This window comes from Altericista sp. CCNU0014, assembly GCF_044923475.1.
GTDB lineage: Bacteria > Cyanobacteriota > Cyanobacteriia > Thermosynechococcales > Thermosynechococcaceae > JAAURS01.
This window is the reverse complement of sequence record NZ_CP137338.1, coordinates 2141533-2158632: the sequence shown is the minus strand read 5'-3', so window position 1 is coordinate 2158632 and position 17100 is coordinate 2141533. Positions and strand designations below refer to the sequence as shown.

The following is a 17100-nucleotide window of genomic DNA, read 5'->3' as shown; positions in this document are numbered from 1 at the left end:
AAGCAATCGGTGAACTGAAATGGTTTTATCTATAGACCGTAGTGCGATCGCCCCCATTGGCGAAAAGCGTATCACCCTCCGCAACCTAGACTGGCAGGCATACCAGCAACTGCGAAGACTTCTAGAAAACCGAAGTCGCGTCCGGTTTACCTACGATTGTGGAACCCTAGAACTCACCATGCCTCTAGAAGAACATGAAAGAGCGGCTCGACTCATTGATTTATTTATTCGAATTTTGGTGGTGGAGCTAGGCTTAAAGATCAAAACAATGGGTTCAACTACCCTAGATCGCGAAGATTTAGACCGAAGTGCTGAACCAGACAATGAATACTACATTCAAAACCAACCCAAAGTAACAGGCCGTCGGGTTGATTTCTCCCAAGATCCGCCACCCGATTTAGTGGTTGAGGTGGATATTACCAACACAGATATCAGAAAAAATGTTTTATATGCCAAGTTGGGCATTCCAGAATTCTGGCGATTTAATGGCGAGGTATGGCGCATTTATCAACTTCAAGGGCAAAGCTATGTTGAGTGCGATCGCAGTCCCACCTTTCCCATCATCGAAAAAGCAGACCTCTACCGTTTTTTAGAAGCAGCCCAACAGGATGAAGTCTCAGCAGAGCTAGAGTTTCGCGCCTGGCTCAAGCAAAAGCTGTCAATGCCTTAGGCAATCTCGATCGGGCTCATTTTAGGCTGCTCATTCTGTGTCAATACTCTATCAAATCTGATAATCTGATTATATGGAAATTTGAGTAGGTTTTCTTCAATGATGAACCGGATTTCTGCGACCCATGCCTCCCGTAATTTTTCTGACCTCATCAATCGCGTCCGCTATCAAGGTGCAAGTTTTGAGATTGAGCGCGGTAATGAAGTAATTGCTAAGATTATTCCTGCTGCACCTTCTGCAACCTTGAGCATTGCTGACCTTGACGAACAATGGGCACAACTGCCGCGCCTTGACCCTGAAGATGCTGCTTTGTTTGAAGCAAGCCTTGATGACATTCGCCATAACGCGACGCTTCCTGATTCTCTATGGGACTAATTCTAGATTCCAATGTTTTGATTCAGGCGGAACGTAACTCGCGCACCCATCCGTTTTCTCAATTCGCTGATTACGGTACTGCCTACATCAGTGCAATTACTGTCCCGGAACTTTTGGTTGGCGTCCATCTTGCCAATTCTGAGGGTAGACAAAACCAACGTAAGGCTTTTGTGGAGGGCGTATTGACGCTTTTCCCTGCCCTAGAATTCTCTGCTGCTACTGCTCGGATTCATTCTGAACTCTATGGCTCCCTCCGTCAAAAGGGTGAGTTAATTGGCGCTCACGATCTGATTATTGCTGCAACTGCCCTACAGCATGGTTTTGCTGTACTCACGGGTAATGGACGTGAATTCAAACGGATTCCTGGATTGACCGTCATTCCTTTTGTTGAGGATGAATGAAGTATGTTCTCACCCATGCAGAGTATGACAAAGATGACTGGAAGTGCAACCCTTTCTATCGATCCTGAAGCCTACGGGGCTTTGCTGACCAAGTATCTCCCCATGCCCATTACGTCTGAGGATGATAATAAAAGGGCTTTGGAAGTGGTTCAAACGCTCATGGCAATTCAAAACCGATCGCCCGAAGAGAACTCTCTCCTTGAGCTTTTAGTACAGCTCATCGAACGGTTTGAGGATGAACACTATTCTTTTGATGTGGCTTCTCAGGGCGATTTAGCAACCCCGCGCTCTATTTTGCTGCACCTCATGGAAGAACACGATCTCAAACAGGCTGACCTAGTAGGGATTATTGGCTCTCGCGGCGTTGTCTCTGAGGTCGTTAACGGTAAACGAGACATTAGCAAGGCTCAAGCCTCAGCTCTCGCTCAGCTTTTTCATGTGGATGTGGGGCTGTTTATTGGGTAGAAGGGATGCCACTACCATGACGATCTGTGCCACTCGTGCGTTCAATGAGGCTTCTCGAACCATCTCCTCAATCTCTTCATCCTTTTCAGTTAATGCTTCAAGGATTTTCAATGCATCATTGGTTTTAGTCATGGCTAAAACCCCTTCAACTGTTGCATTGTTTTTTTGTACATTTGAGTATTCCCCAACGCCTTAAATAGCTCAGCCGCCTTTTTGAAATTTGCTTGTGCCTCACGGGGGCTACCGCTGCGGAGATAGGCAATTCCCTGGTTGTAATATCCTCCCGCAAAATTCGGATCGATCTGCACCGTCTGCCGAAAATCCGTCACCGCCGCCAAGAAATCGCGCTTCATCAGATAAAGCGAACCGCGCTCGTTAAATGCTTCGATATTGTTGGGATCTAAACGCACCACCTGGTCCAAAGCGGCGATCGCCCCTCCCAGATCGTTTTGACGCAGCTTAAAGTTAGATTGCATCATCAAATCTTTTATCAACGTTCGATCTTCCGCCGAAATAACCGTTGAATTGACCGCAGACGAAGCCGCAGCGAGGGTCAGTTTTTCCTTTGGAATCAGGCTAAAAAGCGAGCCAACTGGAATGCCAAGATTGACACCAGACTTGACATAAATCTGAGGATTAAGCTGCTGGTCTTGGAGTTCCGCCTTAGCATCCGCCCGTCCGTGGATACCGATTAAAGCACCATCCTCATTCAAAATCGGGCCGCCGCTCATTCCCGGAAGCGTCGTATTGGTATAGACCAGACCGTAGCCATCCTTAAACGGTTGGGCGGGCGCGGCGGTAATTTCGCCCTTCGTGAAATTGTAGATAGATTCCGTCATCGCAGCCGTCTTGGCTGGAAACCCCGCCACATAAATGGGCGCGCCCTCTGCAACCCCTTCAGAACTGCCGATTTTCGCCACCGCATAGGACTGGGCACTCGCAAACTGAGCGATCGCCAAATCCGCACGATCGTGGGTTTTAATCGACTTGCGGTCGAGGGCGTAGCGCTGCCCGTCGGGGGCGATCGCCTCGTAGGCTGCATTTGGATTGGATAGCACATGGGCCGCCGTCAGCAGCGTATAGGTTTTACCCTCCTTGCGAACGAGCGCTCCCGAACCCGATCCGCCATTGCCGACAATGCGAACCGTTATGCTTCTGGCTACTTGGTTGACCGCAGCGCTGCTTGGGGCCGCAGCAGGTGCGACGCTCGCAACCGCTACAGCAACCGATACACCCGCAAAAACCGCTGGCAGATTCCAAGGCATCATGACTTAAGACTCTAAACTCCCAAAATTATGGCACCTGGAGCGGGACCGGCGCATCTTCTGGGATATAGTCTACAAACTGACCGTCTGTCGATAAAACAGCCAAAACTTCTAAAGGCCAGTCTGGCTGGACGTGAAGGTCGGACCAGGGGACGGCAATTTCCAGGCAGTCCTTAAGACCCATCCGGATCCGGTGCGATCGCCCCTCCCACTGCTGGTAGTCTCCCGCTTCCTCCATCCAAATGACACCGTTGACTAAATTCACCCCGACGTGATGCCGGAAATTGTAATTAACGGGAGCCGTATTGGGCAATCCAGCTAAACGCATGGGGCTATTGTGCATGGTCTGGCCGGGATAGTACCAAAACAAATGCAGTTCTGGCGGAATATCCGTCCCGAGCTGTTTTCCAGCCTGAAAATCAAAACGGAAATAGAAGTTGAGGTGGTCTAAGCCATACCAAAGACGCTGGACGGGGCTGCTGCGATGCATCGTACCCCGCGCTCCGGCCACCGTAATGCGTCCGGCGTGGTCCCAATCTTGCTCGTCACCCATGCCATCGATCGTGGGATGGATGAAGCTTTGGGGCCGACGATCTTGCTTGGCCTCGTGCTGCTCGAGGGGATGGCGCAGCGCTTCGGGCGGCGTTTCATCCAGCGCTTTATAGAGAGCAAACAAATGCTCGCGAAACAGCAAATCGAAGATGGCGTCTTGGTTAGAAGAATGCCCTTCCCCAAACCACCAGAACCAATCAGATCCCTCCGCCGCATAGAGGGCTTCCCAAGCAGCAGGATTGGCTTCTTCCGTAGCTTCGGGATGCTGGGCCAGCACTTGTCTGGCTGCCGTCAACAAATCCCAAGCGCGATTTTTGACCGGATCTCCAATCCAAGTCGTAAAGCTACCGTCTACCCACGAGCCGCTGTGCAGCTTGTCAGAAGGGAGCTTTGTGCGAGGCGGATATTGAGAAATATGTTCCGAAACCGTCACCAGCTTGATATCTTCGCGATCGCTCAACTGGCCGTACAAACTTTCTAAAAATGGAATCCCGTCTTTCTCGTAAAATTCCCAGCAGTTTTCCCCATCCAAGGCAATGGTAACGAGCCAGGGTTGATCTAAGTCCTCGTCTTTGTGTCTGGCCTGCAAAGAATGGTCGATCGCCTTGAGGTGTCCGATCAAGTCCGAGGCCGCTGCCTGGGGATTCATGGCGCTATAGGTAAAGCCCACCAGATCTGAAAGACGGTGATCGCGAAACACGATCGCCAAATCGCCTTGGGGTGTTTCTAGGCGATAGGGCTGATACATCAGCTCCGGCTCTAGGACATTGCCGTACCCATCCCGATGGAAAAAGTGTTTGAGCGTCCAGCCCAGAACCGCCTCATCGGAACACAGCCACTGAAAGCCCTGTTCGGCCACATAGGGCAAAATGCCGGGACTCACGGACTGCTCCGACGGCCACAGCCCCCGAGGGACGCGGCCAAACCGCTCTTCATACATTTTCCAAGCCTTCTTCAAGTGGCGCGGAATGTCCTCCTCCCACTGGAACCGCTGGTGGGGCAACTGCATTTGAGGCACTGCCACCCGTCCGGCCCGAGTATCGGCCAACAGCGGCAAGATGGGGTGCGTGTAGGGCGTCGTCGTGACCTCTAACTGGCCGCTGTCCTGCATTTTGCGATGCTGGGGCAGAATGCGGCTGATAATTTGGCGGTGTTTGGCAATGATGCGCTGGCGATCGCTCAGGCTAAAGTTGCGATCTTGCTCCAGCCACTGGGCGATTTCGGGATCGTCCCAAAACAGCGGATCGATCCAGGCCAGGTTATGCCAAGCCAACAAGTCGCCGTAGTCCTGCATCGACCAGTTTTGAAGACACCAAGCTTCGCCTTTGTCTTGACGTTGGCCGTACAGCTCCGAGTAGCGGGGGTGGGGATCGATGAGGGTGTGATGCTGGGCGTCAAAGAAGTGATGAAGGGTAAATTCTTTTTGTTCTAAGGTGAACTGCTCCGGCGGCGTCAGCGTTGCGGCCAAGTAAGGGTCGATCGCCTTCCCCTCCACATAGTCTTCAATTTGCAGCATCAGCGACGGGACTAGATTTACCGTCTGGTGCAGCTTAGGGTATTTTTCGAGCAGCAGGATCAGGTCTAGATAGTCTTTGACGCCGTGCAGGCGGACCCAGGGCAGGTGGTATTGTCCGGTGATGCAGCTTTTGTAGAGGGGCTGATGTTGGTGCCAAATAAATGCAACGTGAAGGGGATAAGACATAAGCGCAGTTGCAGGGGAGCCTTAATTAAGCAGAGAGTTCGTTACCTTTGTCCACATTAATTGTATATGGGTCGCTTCACCAGGATTTAGGTTGTGAAAGCACAACCTAAATCCATTCGCCCCATCTCTCGATCGAGGGAAACGGTTGGAGCGCGTAGAATAGAACAAAGAACTGACTCAGAGCGAAGCCGTGAAAGAGAGAGCTGCTGCGCTAGACGCTTTAAGGGTGGGCGACTTTCAAACTCGCTGGGACGCGGCAAAGCAGCTTGAAACCTACGGCGAGGCGATCGTCGATCCGCTGCTGGCGCTGCTCGAAGCAGCGGAGGCGGATGCCGAGCTTCAGTGGTTTATTGCTAAAATTCTGGGCTCTTTGGGGCATCCAGACGCAGCCGTGGCCCTCGGACTGCTGCTGGAGCGGTCGGAGGATGAAGACGTGAGGGAAATGGCCGCTCAAGGGCTGGCGGCACTGGGACCGAGTGCCATCGATCGACTCTCAAAATGCCTGGAAGACCCTTGCCGTCAGATGATGGCGCTACAAGCGCTAACGCAGATCGATCGGCCTGAGGTGGTGCCGCTACTGCTGGAGGTGGCCCAAACCGGATCGGATCGAGGGCGCGCGCGCGCCTTTGAAGCGCTCGATCGGTTTGCAGATCCTCGAATCGGTCCCGTGCGATGGAGAGCGTTGAGCGATCCGAGTCCTGAGGTTCGCAAAACGGCGATCGCGGGGTTGGCCGCCTGTACGCTAGAGCAGTCGACCGCAGATCTCGTGGAGCGCCTCCTTCCGAGCCTCGAAGATGCCGATTTTGAAGTAGCGGCCCAAACCGCACGAGCTTTAGGGCGGTTGGCGACGGATAGGGCGGCGATCGCGTTGCTCGAAAAATGCCGCGCGCCGTCTACTTCCGTGCAGCTCCAGCAAATCCTGATTCAGGCGTTGGGATGGATCGGATCTTTAACGGCAATCCAAGGGCTATTGGACCTCTGGCATCGGCTGGCCCAACAATCGCCCCTGCCGGAACGGCTCTTGCTGGAAATTTTGAACGGTCTTTCGGGCCCGGTCGAGATCGCGGAACGAGCAGAAATTGCGGAACGGGTCGTCGAACTGATCCGATCGCCCGTCTTGCAGGAGTCCCCCGCCCTCAGAGCGCGAGCCGTGCTGGCTTTAGGAAAAATTGCAAAGCCGACGGCGCTGCCCGCACTGGTCGACCTGTTCGAAGACCCGGATTATACGGTACGGCTACATCTCGTTGCGGCGCTCAAGCAGATCGCTCCAGAACTAGCTTATTCTGCGATTCAGCAGCGGATCGAGGCAGGGGACGCCGCGCCTCAGATGGCGGAAGGACTGGCGATCGCGCTGCGGGAATGGTAGGCAAAGTGATTTCTGGAAAACAACCTACCGCTGGCTTCGACTTCGCTCAGCCAGCTAGAGACTCAGTAGACCGCAATAATAGCTTTCCCAGGAAATCGCTACACTCGATCCCCCAACCCCCTTAAAAAGGGGGCTTTAGAATCAAAGTCCCCCTTTTTAAGGGGGATTGAGGGGGATCGAGTGCAAGAAGTTTTCGATCTACTGAGACTCCTTTATTGGAAATCGCCTAAGGACTACCTCTTAACGGCTCGTGCAGAAGCGATCGAACCCAATTGAAAGACTTTGTGCCGCGATCGCCCTTTTCCGCCGACCTGACATAATAAGAACTGACGATTCCTGAGTATCCTGTGAATTCTTCCCTCTCTGTCAGCCCTCAATCTGTTGCGGATCGCATTATCGTCCCCCTCGACGTGCCGACTGAAGACGCGGCGATCGCCCTCATCGACACCCTTCCCGAGGTTCGATTTTGGAAAGTGGGTCTAGAGCTATTTGTCAGCAGCGGTCCCAGCATCCTGGACTATCTCAAGCGGCATCAAAAAAAGATCTTTTTAGACCTGAAGCTGCACGATATCCCCAATACCGTTGCCGGAGCCTGTCGCGCCGCTGGACGGTACGGCGTGGATTTACTCACCGTCCATGCCGCTAACGGACGGGTGGGCCTCAAAGCCGCCCGAGCCGCTGTTGCAGAAGGAGCCGAGCGAGCGGGGGTCGAGCCGCCCAAAATCATTGCCATTACGGTCTTGACCAGCCTGTCCGCGCGAGAACTCGCCTTTGACCTCAAAATTCCGCTGGAACTGCCGGAATACGCGCTCCAAATGGCACTATTGGCGCAGGAGTCTGGGTTGAGCGGTGCGGTGTGTTCTCCCCAAGAAGTCGGCCAACTTCGGCAAATTTGCGGGGATGATTTTTTGCTGGTGTGTCCGGGGGTGCGGCCTAAAGGGTCTGTGCTGGGCGACCAACAGCGATCGCTGACGCCAGGTGAGGCGATCGCCGGTGGTGCCGATCGCCTCGTCATCGGTCGCCCCATCACAGCAGCCTCTGACCCAGCAGCGGCCTTCGAGTCCATCTGTCAGGAAATTGCAGCTGTTGTTTAAAGATTGGGCTGAGGTCGGCCAACGGCTTGCGAAACCAGGGCTAATCTTAAGCCTCTCCATTGGGTTTAATATGAGCCCAGCCGTTGCAGAATCGGGTTCTGGATCGTCTCCTGCCGAAAGATCGCCCCTCGCTCGAGCGTGCCCTAGCACCCTGTCGGCGCTGGCGGAGCGAATGCTTCCAGACCTGCCCGGCTATATCAACCGCGTCCGCATCCGTGCCGGAATCGCGACGAGCTATATTCTGCTAGCGGCAAAGCCGGAATTCGAACCCCTGGCGCTTTCCAACCCTGCGGATTTACCGCCAGAAGTCCAATCTGCGGACGTGAAACAGTTTTTTTTTACAACTTTAATGCGTCGATACGACAGCGGGCGCGTTTCTAACCTTCAGGAATATCATTGGCTCTTTCTCGCTCGGCAACACCAAGACTGGCAGTTTGTCACGATGTATTCCACGATTGGGGTCTATCCTGCCGCGATCGATCGCCCCCCTTTGCCGCCTCGCAATAGCAGCGACGGCAGTGCCGCTCAAGCCATTAAAACTTGGTTGAGAGACTGTCAAACTGGAAATTTACAGCCCCCGCAAAAACCGACGAACAAATTGAAGATAAAGCGAAACAGGACAATCTAAACCAGCCGAGTTGCCGGAGAGACCGACTGCGATGGGGTAGGGCTGGGCAAGAATTGGTTTAAGATGGCGAGGACCTTTTCGCGATCGGCGGGTTTCTCAATAAAGGCCGAGCAGCGCACGATTTTGGCACGGGTTCGGTCGAAGAAGCCATCATTGCTCGTCAAAAAAACCACGGGCGTTGTTTTGAGGAGCGATGTCTTGCGGATCTGAGCGCAAAGTTCGAACCCATTGACGACGGGCATGACAACATCCAGAAAGATCAAGTCCGGCTTGCATTCTAACAATGCAGGCAGTGCCAGAATAGAATTTTGAATGCCCAAGTACCTATATCTAGAACCCTGGAGAATGGACTCCATCCGCTGGCATTCGCTGGGGCGATCGTCCACGTGAGCGACCAACGGGCCAAAAGTAGGGCTGGCTTCCGCTGCAACTCGATCTTCGCGAAGTTCGATCCGATCGCCATGGCGGTCGAACCCAGAGGGTTGCGGAGGCCCCCAATCGGGGACAGAAATAAGTTCCAGCAAGCCCTGACGGAGATAATGCCTGAGCGCGCGGGTCAGCAGCAGGATATCTTGTCCTGAGAGGACGGCAATGTCTCGGAGGGTGCGATCGCCGTTAACCGATTCCAGCAGATTTTGGTAAGCCGTTTCGGAAAGATGTTCGGATAAAGGGGCGGACTGACGAACGATCGGAGCCATGTTTGGAGAAAGCCGAGATAGACCTGCATTAGACCAGGCCTGCCAACGTTGATAGGCTTGGGCGAGCACCTGCTCGGATTTGAGCAAGCTTAAAGCGGCATCCATCCGATCTTTAGAGCGGGTCTGAAAGCTAAGCGGACCGATATTTTCCTGCTGAAGGATGTCGAATAAAACTTCAATTGCAGCTTCCCGAATCGCTTTAGAAGCTTGCTCTCCCGTAATGCTCCGCTGCCTTACCAATTGAATGAGATAGTCGTACCCGCCATCGCCATCCGCCTCGATCGTTTGAAAAGCGCTTTCTTTAAAATCTCCTTGAGGGCAATAGAGAGAAATTGTTCTCACCCAACGCCGATAGGGATGCATTCCCCCAGTTGCCCAGATGAGCCGCCCCAAGCAGAAAAATAAATTCCAATACTGCTTTCCCCCAGCCCAGACCTGCAGCTTGCCAGAAAACTGACTTTCGCTACAAGCGTTCAGTTGTCTGCTGAGTTGGATTGTGTTCGGCCAAAGCGTGCCCGTCATGAGTAATCCTGAAGTCCTAAAGATACATCAGAAATCGATTCAGAACTCTTATAGGTACCTTATTATGGGTTTGCATTTAATTCTATGGCAATTAAATAAAAATATAGAGGATGAAATTTAGGATCTTAGAGGTAAGCTGCTTGGAGTAACGCTCCTGACATTGTTGGCGAGCAATGCTATTTTTATTCCTGGTTAATTGACCGATGGAAAAACATAGAAGAGACAGGGTAAACGCTCGGCCTAATCCGAGTATTTTTTCGCTATTTGCTTTTCTGGCACTGATTTGGTCGTTCGGACTGGTGGGCGGCGGGGTGTGGAGTTTCTTGAAACAATCTGAATTTTCGTCCGCGTTTTTGCCCAAAGTCCTGCCCGACGGTCAACGATTTGCTCGAGTTCAGAACGTGCCGACAGGTCTATTCAACTACGGCGGGAGCACGGCTTGGGCCTCAATTCGCTTAATGGTCGATCCCATCATTCAAGCAGAGCGTCGCGAGTTTAGGCTGCGCTACCTTCAACCTGAATACGACCCAGTCGGTTCCAGTTCTGGGATCGAGATGCTGTTAGACGGACGCTTGAGTTTTGCCCAGACCTCGCGCCCGCTCCGAGATGAAGAATATCGCCTTGCAACAGAACGAGGTTTAAAACTCGAACAAATTCCCGTCGCGATCGATGGGGTGACCGTTGCAGTGAATCCAAATCTCAATATTTCAGGGTTGACCTTAGACCAGCTGCGATCGATCTACAGCGGCAGGACGACCAATTGGCAGGAAGTAGGCGGACCCGATTTAGACATTCTTCCCTACTCTCGACCGCTGAATGCGGATGGTACGACTGATTTTTTTGTTCGAGATATTCTCCAAAGGCAAGAGTTTGGTACGACTGTAGAGTTTATTTACACCACAACTCAGGCGTTGCGAATTCTTGCAAATACTCCCGGTGCGGTTTACTATGCATCTGCATCGGAGATCGTCCCTCAATGTACGGTCAAAGCAATATCGGTAGGCCGCGGGGTTGGCGACTTTGTTTCGCCTTACCAACCGCCTGCCATTCCCAGCCAACAATGTCCGCAGAAACGAAATCAAGTCAATATCCAAGCGTTTCAAAGCGGTCAATACCCGCTGACCCGCAATCTGTACGTCGTTCTCAACCGGAACGATGGGGCTGATGAAGCGGCGGGGCAGGCCTATACAAACTTTCTGCTCACAGCGCAAGGGCAGGAGTTGATTCGAAATGCGGGGTTCGTTGCGATTCGCTAAATTGAGCTGACTTGTCGAATTTAACTGGACCCGATTGGTAAAGCGCGTTATTATTTCTTATCCTTTATTGCTTTGCAACCCCGTTTCATGAAATTAAAACTAGGGTTTAGGTATGATTCAGCCTCCATATCATCGCAACGACGAGCATGACATTCCCGCCCACGCTGGGGCAGATAATGTCGACGCGCTTCGCGAACAGACCTCTCGGAGAAGCGTCGATTCCGAGTCTTCTGTGGAACCCAGCATTCCTTGGTTTTTAGAGAAGCCGCGACAGACGGACGAGTTGGAGGTTGCAGACTATTCTTTAATCGCAAAAATGGAGGAGTCGCAAAATCGCGCTCCTGTCTATGATGAAGAAAAACCAGGCCAGTTAATTCCTCCGCCTCAAGCGCCGGAGTGGTTGGCATCTCTGCCCCCAGGAGATAGAATGAATGGTCGAGATTTTTCGAGACAGGCTGGCGGACGATCTGGATTCAAGATAAATACTCTAGCCATTTCGATCGCAATGCTTCCCGTCCTAGCGGTTGGAACTGCCACCTATTTTTTGGGAAAACAGGTTATCGACGAGCGCATCCACCAGCTCGAACAGGCGCAACCCAGCACCCCAGACAGTCCAGTGCAAAGCGAGCGAAGACGCCTCGATCGACTCCTCGCAGTTCTATTGATGGGATCTGGCTGTACGGCTTTACTGGCTGGTGTCCTGGCGGTCGTTGGCGCAAATCGGCTGCTAAAAGTAGCAATGGCTGCGGCTTCGACCGATATCGAACGGCAGGATCGAGAGAACAAGGATCGGCGATCGCAGGCCCTAACCGTTGCCGCGACCCGGATGCGCGTTGCGTCAGAAACGGATCGTATTTTAAACATAATGGTTGAAACCGTTCGGGAGATCATCCCTTGCGATCGAGCGGTCGTTTACCAGTTCGATCGCAATTCGCACGCGATCGTTGCAGCCGAATCCGTCGCGCGGGGTTGTGCTGCAACCCTCGGAAGTACGATCGACACTCCCTACTTTATAGAAAGACCTCTCGAACCCTACGACAACGACGTTCGAACGATCGAAAATATCTATGAGGCTGGTTTGTCCGCCCCAGACGTGGCCTTTTTCAAAGCCCTTGGCGTTAAGGCGATTATGAGCGTTCCCCTGTTTGTAAACGGCCATCCCTACGGTTTTTTAGTCGCGCAGGAATGCTCTTTTCCGGTTCCTCGGGTTTGGTTGCAATCGGAGAAAGACGCGATGACCCAATTGTCCCTGCAAGCCAGTTTTGCGCTAGATAGCGCTCGACTTTTATCGGACTGTACTGCCCTTCAATCCCAACTCGATCGAGATCGAGACAGAGCGGAGATTTACCGACAAATTGCAGCAATCCTTCGAGAGAGTCAGGCCGATGTCGGAGGCGCATTCTTACCAGAGGCATTGCCCGATGTCGAAAGCGTCGCCGCAGTGGCCGATCGCCTTCAAGAAGCGGCAGACTCCTCGCGAAGCATGGTAGCTAAGGCTCAAAAAGCCGAACTCCAACTGCACGATGCCTCCTTGACGGTGCGGGAGGGACACGATCGCGTGAATCAAACGGTCGATCTCATGGCTGAGATTCAGGAAATCGTTACGGATTCTACCTTCAAGCTCAAAAATCTGGGTCAGTCTGCTCGAAAAATTTCCCAGGTTATGACTCAGATTAACGAACTGGCAGTAGAAATGAGACATCAAGCCATCAATGCTTCGATTGCGTCGGGGCAATTGAGAGATCGAGATCGGGGTGCAATTGCTGCCCTTGCAGAAACAGTTCTTTCCTTTACAGAGCAGTTGAAGACGGCCACAATCGATATGAAGCCTTTGGTTGCGGCCATTGAAGCGGATATTCACTCTGTGGGCGATGCGATGGAGGTCGGTGCCGAACATACCATCGTGGGAACCGAATTAATTAAGGAAACCCGGCACAAACTCAACCAGCTTTCCAGCGCCAGCACGAACTTATCCGGCTTAATCTCTAAGATGGCTGAAGTTGGCCCCGCCCAGTCCTACGCGATCGCCCATGCCAGCCAGACCATGCAGCAGGCGATCGAGCTGACGACCGCTACCTTAAGCAAATCGACAGAACTCTCCAAACTGTTTGACAAACTCGAAGCTACCATGCAGGAATTGTAGAAATTTCCCCTATGATATTGCCTAATTTCAATCGCCAGAATGAGAGTCGTCAACGCGTACTTCAAGACACGATCGAACTGTCGCGGCAGATTGGGCGCGAGTTGCTCGAGCTGCGGAGCGCTCGCGACGATGCAAGGTCCCTAACCCAGTTATTCGGCCTCATTGAAATCCTGCATACGCTCAAAGGCGGTGTTGCTTATCTCGATCTGCTGGGAATCGAACTTCTAGCCCATCGTTTAGAGGGGAACCTTCAAGCGTTATGGGAGCTGAAAGGTCCTTTCGAACCGGAATGTCTCGCGCTCTCGATCGACATTCATGCCATCTTAGAGGATCTCCTATTTGCCTGCGCTCAGGAGGAGCAAGTTCCCGTAGCGGGCGCTTTAGCTAGGGCGCAGCCGCTATTTACCCAACTGGAGGCGAAGCTGGGGCAGATTGCTAGCATGAGAGTTGCGCCGCCAAAATCGGTCGAGTTGGACAGAACGGTCGTTCAGCTCGTTCTCCAGGCCGAGTTGCCTCAGGTTTTAGACGATCTAGAAGCGCTGTTGGGCGAGGTTGAGGAGAGCGGCACGTCAGTGGAACTAGAGAGCCAACTGAAGGCGGCCATCCATTTGGGTTCTTTTTTAGAACTGCCGGAGCTGGTCTCGATCGCTCGAACGACGTTGGTCGCCTTTCAGGAGAAGGCTCAAACGCTTCCAGCCATCAGCCGATTGATGCTGGCTGAGTTCCGCAAGGCGCAATCTCTTTTCTTTGGCAATGCTTTTGCCGATCGGGTCATCTCCAATATCGGTGGAGGGGAACCCCATGTCGCGCAACGCGAACCCCTTTCTGTCGCAGCGCCCGCTCGCGAGCTAGAGTCGCTCCCGCACGATCGCGAGTATGCAGAATTTTTGGAAGATGCGCGCGAGTGGTTGGAAGCCATCGAGCGCGGCGTGTTGGGTATCCGAGAAAATCGCAGTCCGGCGCAGATCCACGACCTCATGCGGACGGTACATACCCTCAAGGGATCGGCAGCGGGGGCGAAGTTGGAACCCGTTCGGGCGATCGCCCACGCCCTGGAAACAGCCATCAAAGCGCTGGCTCACCCGGAAGCGGCGATCGACAGCGAACTCGAGGCACTTCTTTTTCAAGGCTATGAGTGCTTGCGCCTCTCTATTGCCGCCGTAATGAATGCCGCGACCGTCGATCGAGACGAAGTTCTGAATCGTTCTGCTCGAGTCTTCAAGCAAATCCAGGCCAAAATGGGCGCATTGTTGACCCAAGACATCCCGCTCCCCTCGGCCTGCGAGTTGGGCGTCGATGTCGTCCGGGCTATTTTTCAAACGGATGTAGAACGACGATTGCAATCTTTGACCGATGCGGTAGAGCGCCCCGACGGAGCGGACTTGGCCGTCACCCTGCGCGAACAACTCGAGATTTTTGCAGGCATCGCCGAATCCTTTGACTTGCCCGGATTTGGCGCAATTGCATCCACTGCCCTCTCCGCCTTAGAACGCCACCCAGATCGAGCTGGAACCATTGCCAATTTAGCGCTGACGGACTTTAGGCGAGGACAAGCCCTGGTCCTAAAGGGAGAGTACACCCGCGGTGGAGAGCCTTCCGTCGCGCTGTTGCAACTCACCAGTCCGCTCCAAGAGGCCGAACCCCAAGCGCGGGACGAACGGGAAGAAGCGTCGAGCACCGCCGCATTCTCCAGCGCTCCTCAAACCATTCGGATCGATATCCAGCGCTTGGAACATCTCAATCGATTGACGGGGATTTTGCTCGCCAGCCAACACCGTCAAGAATCGGCAAACGAACACTTCCAAGCCACGATTAACAATTTGCAGCAGCGCTTCGAGCAGCACCAACAAACGCTGAAGCACATTCGCGCCCTCTATCCAGGCCCGCAGAACTCGTCAAATCCAGACGATCTCAGCGCTCCTCGCTTCAGCGACGAGGAAAACCTTCAAGCGCGGGAACTGCAAATTCTTTTGCAGTCTGCATTGGCAGAAAGCCTTGAGTTGGCGGACATGAGTACCGAATTTGCTCAATTCTCTCGTCAATCCAATCAAACCTTAGATCTCCAGCAGCAGATTCTGAGAGAGGTGCGCAACGGTTTGGTGGAGGCTCGGATTGTCCCCCTCGGCAAACTCTTCGAACGGTTGGCTCGGATCCTGGATCTGCTGATGGCGGACTACGGAAAACCCGTCGAGCTGAGGCTGACCGGGACCGAAATTTTGGTGGATAAGGCGATCGCCGAGCGGCTCTACGATCCGCTCTTGCACCTCCTGCGCAATGCCTTCGACCACGGTATCGAATCGCCTGAAATCCGCCAGAGGCTGGACAAACCCAGCGCCGGTCAAATTGGCATCCACGCCTATCTGGAAGGCCAAAACACCTTTATTGAAGTGAGCGACGACGGTCGAGGGCTAGACTTCCAGCGGATCCGCGAGCGAGCGGTGCAGCTCGACCTGCAATCGCCGGAACAGGCCAGTCTTCTGCCAGAGGAAGCGCTGACGGAATTGCTCTTCGAACCGGGTTTTTCGACGGTTGTCTCAGCGAACGACCTCTCCGGTCGCGGCGTCGGATTGGATGCGGTGCGGTCTCAATTGCGATCGCTCAAAGGTTCCATTCAAGTCACCTCTCAGCCCCAACAGGGTACTGTTTTCACGCTGCGCGTTCCCAATGCCTTGACGATCGCGACGTTTAAATTATCTGACGCTTCAGTTGCTCCAAACCCGATCGCGTCTTCTTTTAGCCCATCGACGCAACCCGGAATGGAGCCTTCGATCCGTCGCGATCCAATGGAAGAGCTATTCAGCAACAATCTCATCGATGCAACGAGCGAAGGGGCATCGGACCCTACATTGGAAGAAATCTTTGGTCCCTCGTCAGCGCTGCCTTCTACCCCAACTCAATCGGACGAACCCAACCGAGCGGCGATCGCACCTCGCCTACAACCCTCCGAACAGCGCCTCAAAACCGATCGCTTGTTTATCTGGAAATATCGCGCGATCGTCTTTGTTTTACCCTACGACACAATTGCAGAACACGTCATTCCCCACGAGAATCAGACGCTCCAACACCAGCGCCAAAAACTTTTAAGCTGGCACGAACAAATTATTCCCATCTACTCGCTCTCCGAATGGCTGGATGCGGTCGATTTGCCTTCAGAACCCGCGCTGGGTGAGATTGACTTCTCCGCACAGTCGATGTTAACCCTAGTCGTCCGCCTGAATCAGACAATATTTGCAATCGAATCGCCGATCGACTGTCTGGTTACCAAGCCAGAACTCCGCATCCAGCGCTTTGCCGATGAGGTCGCTCATCCCAGTTACGTCTATCGCTGTCTGTCGTTCGACCGGGATGATTCCGTCCTTTTAATCGACATTGCAGCCTTATTAACGCAAAGATTGAGCCACAATTCCGATGGCGTTTCAGCTGGCAAGAATGCCGTGTCCGCGCAAGTTTACAGTATTGCAAGGTCGGGTCAGGGAACGGAAGGTTCGGCAATCGGCCAGAAAACGATCTTGGTCGTCGATGACTCCAAGATGGTTCGCGAAATTTTAAAGAAAACGCTCAAAAGTGCTGGATATAGAGTTTTAGAAGCAAAAAACGGACAGGAAGGCATCGATGTGGCCGTGCAAAATCCCGACATCGATCTCGCCATTTGCGATGTGGCCATGCCCGTTATGAATGGCTTCGATTTCCTCAAACAGTGTCGTCAATATACCGCCCTCGAAACAATCCCAGTTGTCATGCTCAGCAACTGCACGAGCGACGTGCATCAAAACCTAGCGCGACGCTTGGGGGCAGCAGCTTACTTCACAAAGCCTTATATCGACCAACAACTATTGTCCGCGCTCCAGACTTTACTCAAAGCTGGTTCGAGGGAAGCGAATCTGTCATAGACCGATACGTCTAAAATTACGTTGCTTGAAGTCAAGTCTTCAAGCCCAAAAAACTTTACAAAACTTTTTATTA

At 53.1% G+C, this 17100-nt stretch carries 13 protein-coding genes; 10 read left to right on the top strand and 3 right to left on the bottom strand.

The window, feature by feature from the left end:
- Window positions 1-19 precede the first annotated feature (19 nt).
- The 4 genes from R6H26_RS10535 (at window position 20) to R6H26_RS10520 (ending at window position 1911) form a co-directional block, all read left to right on the top strand.
- Window positions 20-670 (top strand): Uma2 family endonuclease, encoded by a 651-nt coding sequence (locus R6H26_RS10535; RefSeq protein WP_404790412.1) that lies wholly within the window; start codon window positions 20-22, stop codon window positions 668-670.
- Between the two features lie 99 nt (window positions 671-769).
- The gene (locus R6H26_RS10530; protein ID WP_404790411.1) at window positions 770-1045 is read left to right on the top strand and encodes a type II toxin-antitoxin system Phd/YefM family antitoxin; all 276 of its coding nucleotides are present in this window, start codon (window positions 770-772) and stop codon (window positions 1043-1045) included.
- Window positions 1036-1446 (top strand): type II toxin-antitoxin system VapC family toxin, encoded by a 411-nt coding sequence (locus R6H26_RS10525; protein WP_404790410.1) that lies wholly within the window; start codon window positions 1036-1038, stop codon window positions 1444-1446. Before R6H26_RS10530 ends, R6H26_RS10525 begins: the two co-directional genes overlap by 10 nt.
- A 24-nt stretch (window positions 1447-1470) precedes the next feature.
- A complete protein-coding gene (locus R6H26_RS10520) occupies window positions 1471-1911 on the top strand; it encodes a type II toxin-antitoxin system HigA family antitoxin (protein ID WP_404790409.1) in 441 nt (146 codons plus the stop codon).
- A gap of 134 nt (window positions 1912-2045) precedes the next feature.
- On the opposite strand, the gene R6H26_RS10515 is transcribed toward R6H26_RS10520, so the two are convergent.
- Together R6H26_RS10515 and R6H26_RS10510 are read right to left on the bottom strand one after the other, a co-directional pair.
- Complete coding sequence (locus R6H26_RS10515; RefSeq protein ID WP_404790408.1) at window positions 2046-3179, bottom strand: trypsin-like peptidase domain-containing protein; 1134 nt, start codon at window positions 3177-3179, stop codon at window positions 2046-2048.
- A 25-nt stretch (window positions 3180-3204) separates the two neighbouring features.
- Window positions 3205-5430 carry a glycoside hydrolase gene (locus R6H26_RS10510; RefSeq protein WP_404790407.1) on the bottom strand — a complete coding sequence of 742 codons (2226 nt, stop codon included), beginning with the start codon at window positions 5428-5430 and terminating at the stop codon, window positions 3205-3207.
- Between the two features lie 190 nt (window positions 5431-5620).
- Here R6H26_RS10510 and R6H26_RS10505 point away from each other — a divergent pair, with 190 nt between their 5' ends.
- The 3 genes from R6H26_RS10505 (at window position 5621) to R6H26_RS10495 (ending at window position 8518) form a co-directional block, all read left to right on the top strand.
- Entirely contained in the window at window positions 5621-6796 is a 1176-nt protein-coding gene (locus R6H26_RS10505) for a HEAT repeat domain-containing protein (RefSeq protein ID WP_404790406.1), read from the top strand.
- A 347-nt stretch (window positions 6797-7143) separates the two neighbouring features.
- Window positions 7144-7890, top strand: a complete 747-nt coding sequence (gene pyrF / locus R6H26_RS10500) for an orotidine-5'-phosphate decarboxylase (protein ID WP_404790405.1) — start codon at window positions 7144-7146, stop codon at window positions 7888-7890.
- Between the two features lie 70 nt (window positions 7891-7960).
- The gene (locus R6H26_RS10495) at window positions 7961-8518 is read left to right on the top strand and encodes a hypothetical protein (RefSeq protein ID WP_404790404.1); all 558 of its coding nucleotides are present in this window, start codon (window positions 7961-7963) and stop codon (window positions 8516-8518) included.
- Here the strand turns inward: R6H26_RS10495 and R6H26_RS10490 are convergent.
- Window positions 8515-9738, bottom strand: coding sequence for a response regulator (locus R6H26_RS10490; protein ID WP_404790403.1), 1224 nt, complete (start codon window positions 9736-9738; stop codon window positions 8515-8517). The genes R6H26_RS10495 and R6H26_RS10490 overlap by 4 nt on opposite strands.
- Window positions 9739-9941: 203 nt before the next feature.
- Between R6H26_RS10490 and R6H26_RS10485 the strand changes: the two genes are divergently transcribed.
- The 3 genes from R6H26_RS10485 to R6H26_RS10475 all read left to right on the top strand — a co-directional run bounded on the left by R6H26_RS10485 (window position 9942) and on the right by R6H26_RS10475 (window position 17027).
- Window positions 9942-10994, top strand: coding sequence for a PstS family phosphate ABC transporter substrate-binding protein (locus tag R6H26_RS10485; protein ID WP_404790402.1), 1053 nt, complete (start codon window positions 9942-9944; stop codon window positions 10992-10994).
- Between the two features lie 112 nt (window positions 10995-11106).
- A complete protein-coding gene (locus R6H26_RS10480; protein WP_404790401.1) occupies window positions 11107-13137 on the top strand; it encodes a GAF domain-containing protein in 2031 nt (676 codons plus the stop codon).
- Window positions 13138-13148: 11 nt separating this feature from the next.
- Window positions 13149-17027 (top strand): response regulator, encoded by a 3879-nt coding sequence (locus R6H26_RS10475; RefSeq protein WP_404790400.1) that lies wholly within the window; start codon window positions 13149-13151, stop codon window positions 17025-17027.
- Window positions 17028-17100 lie beyond the last annotated feature (73 nt).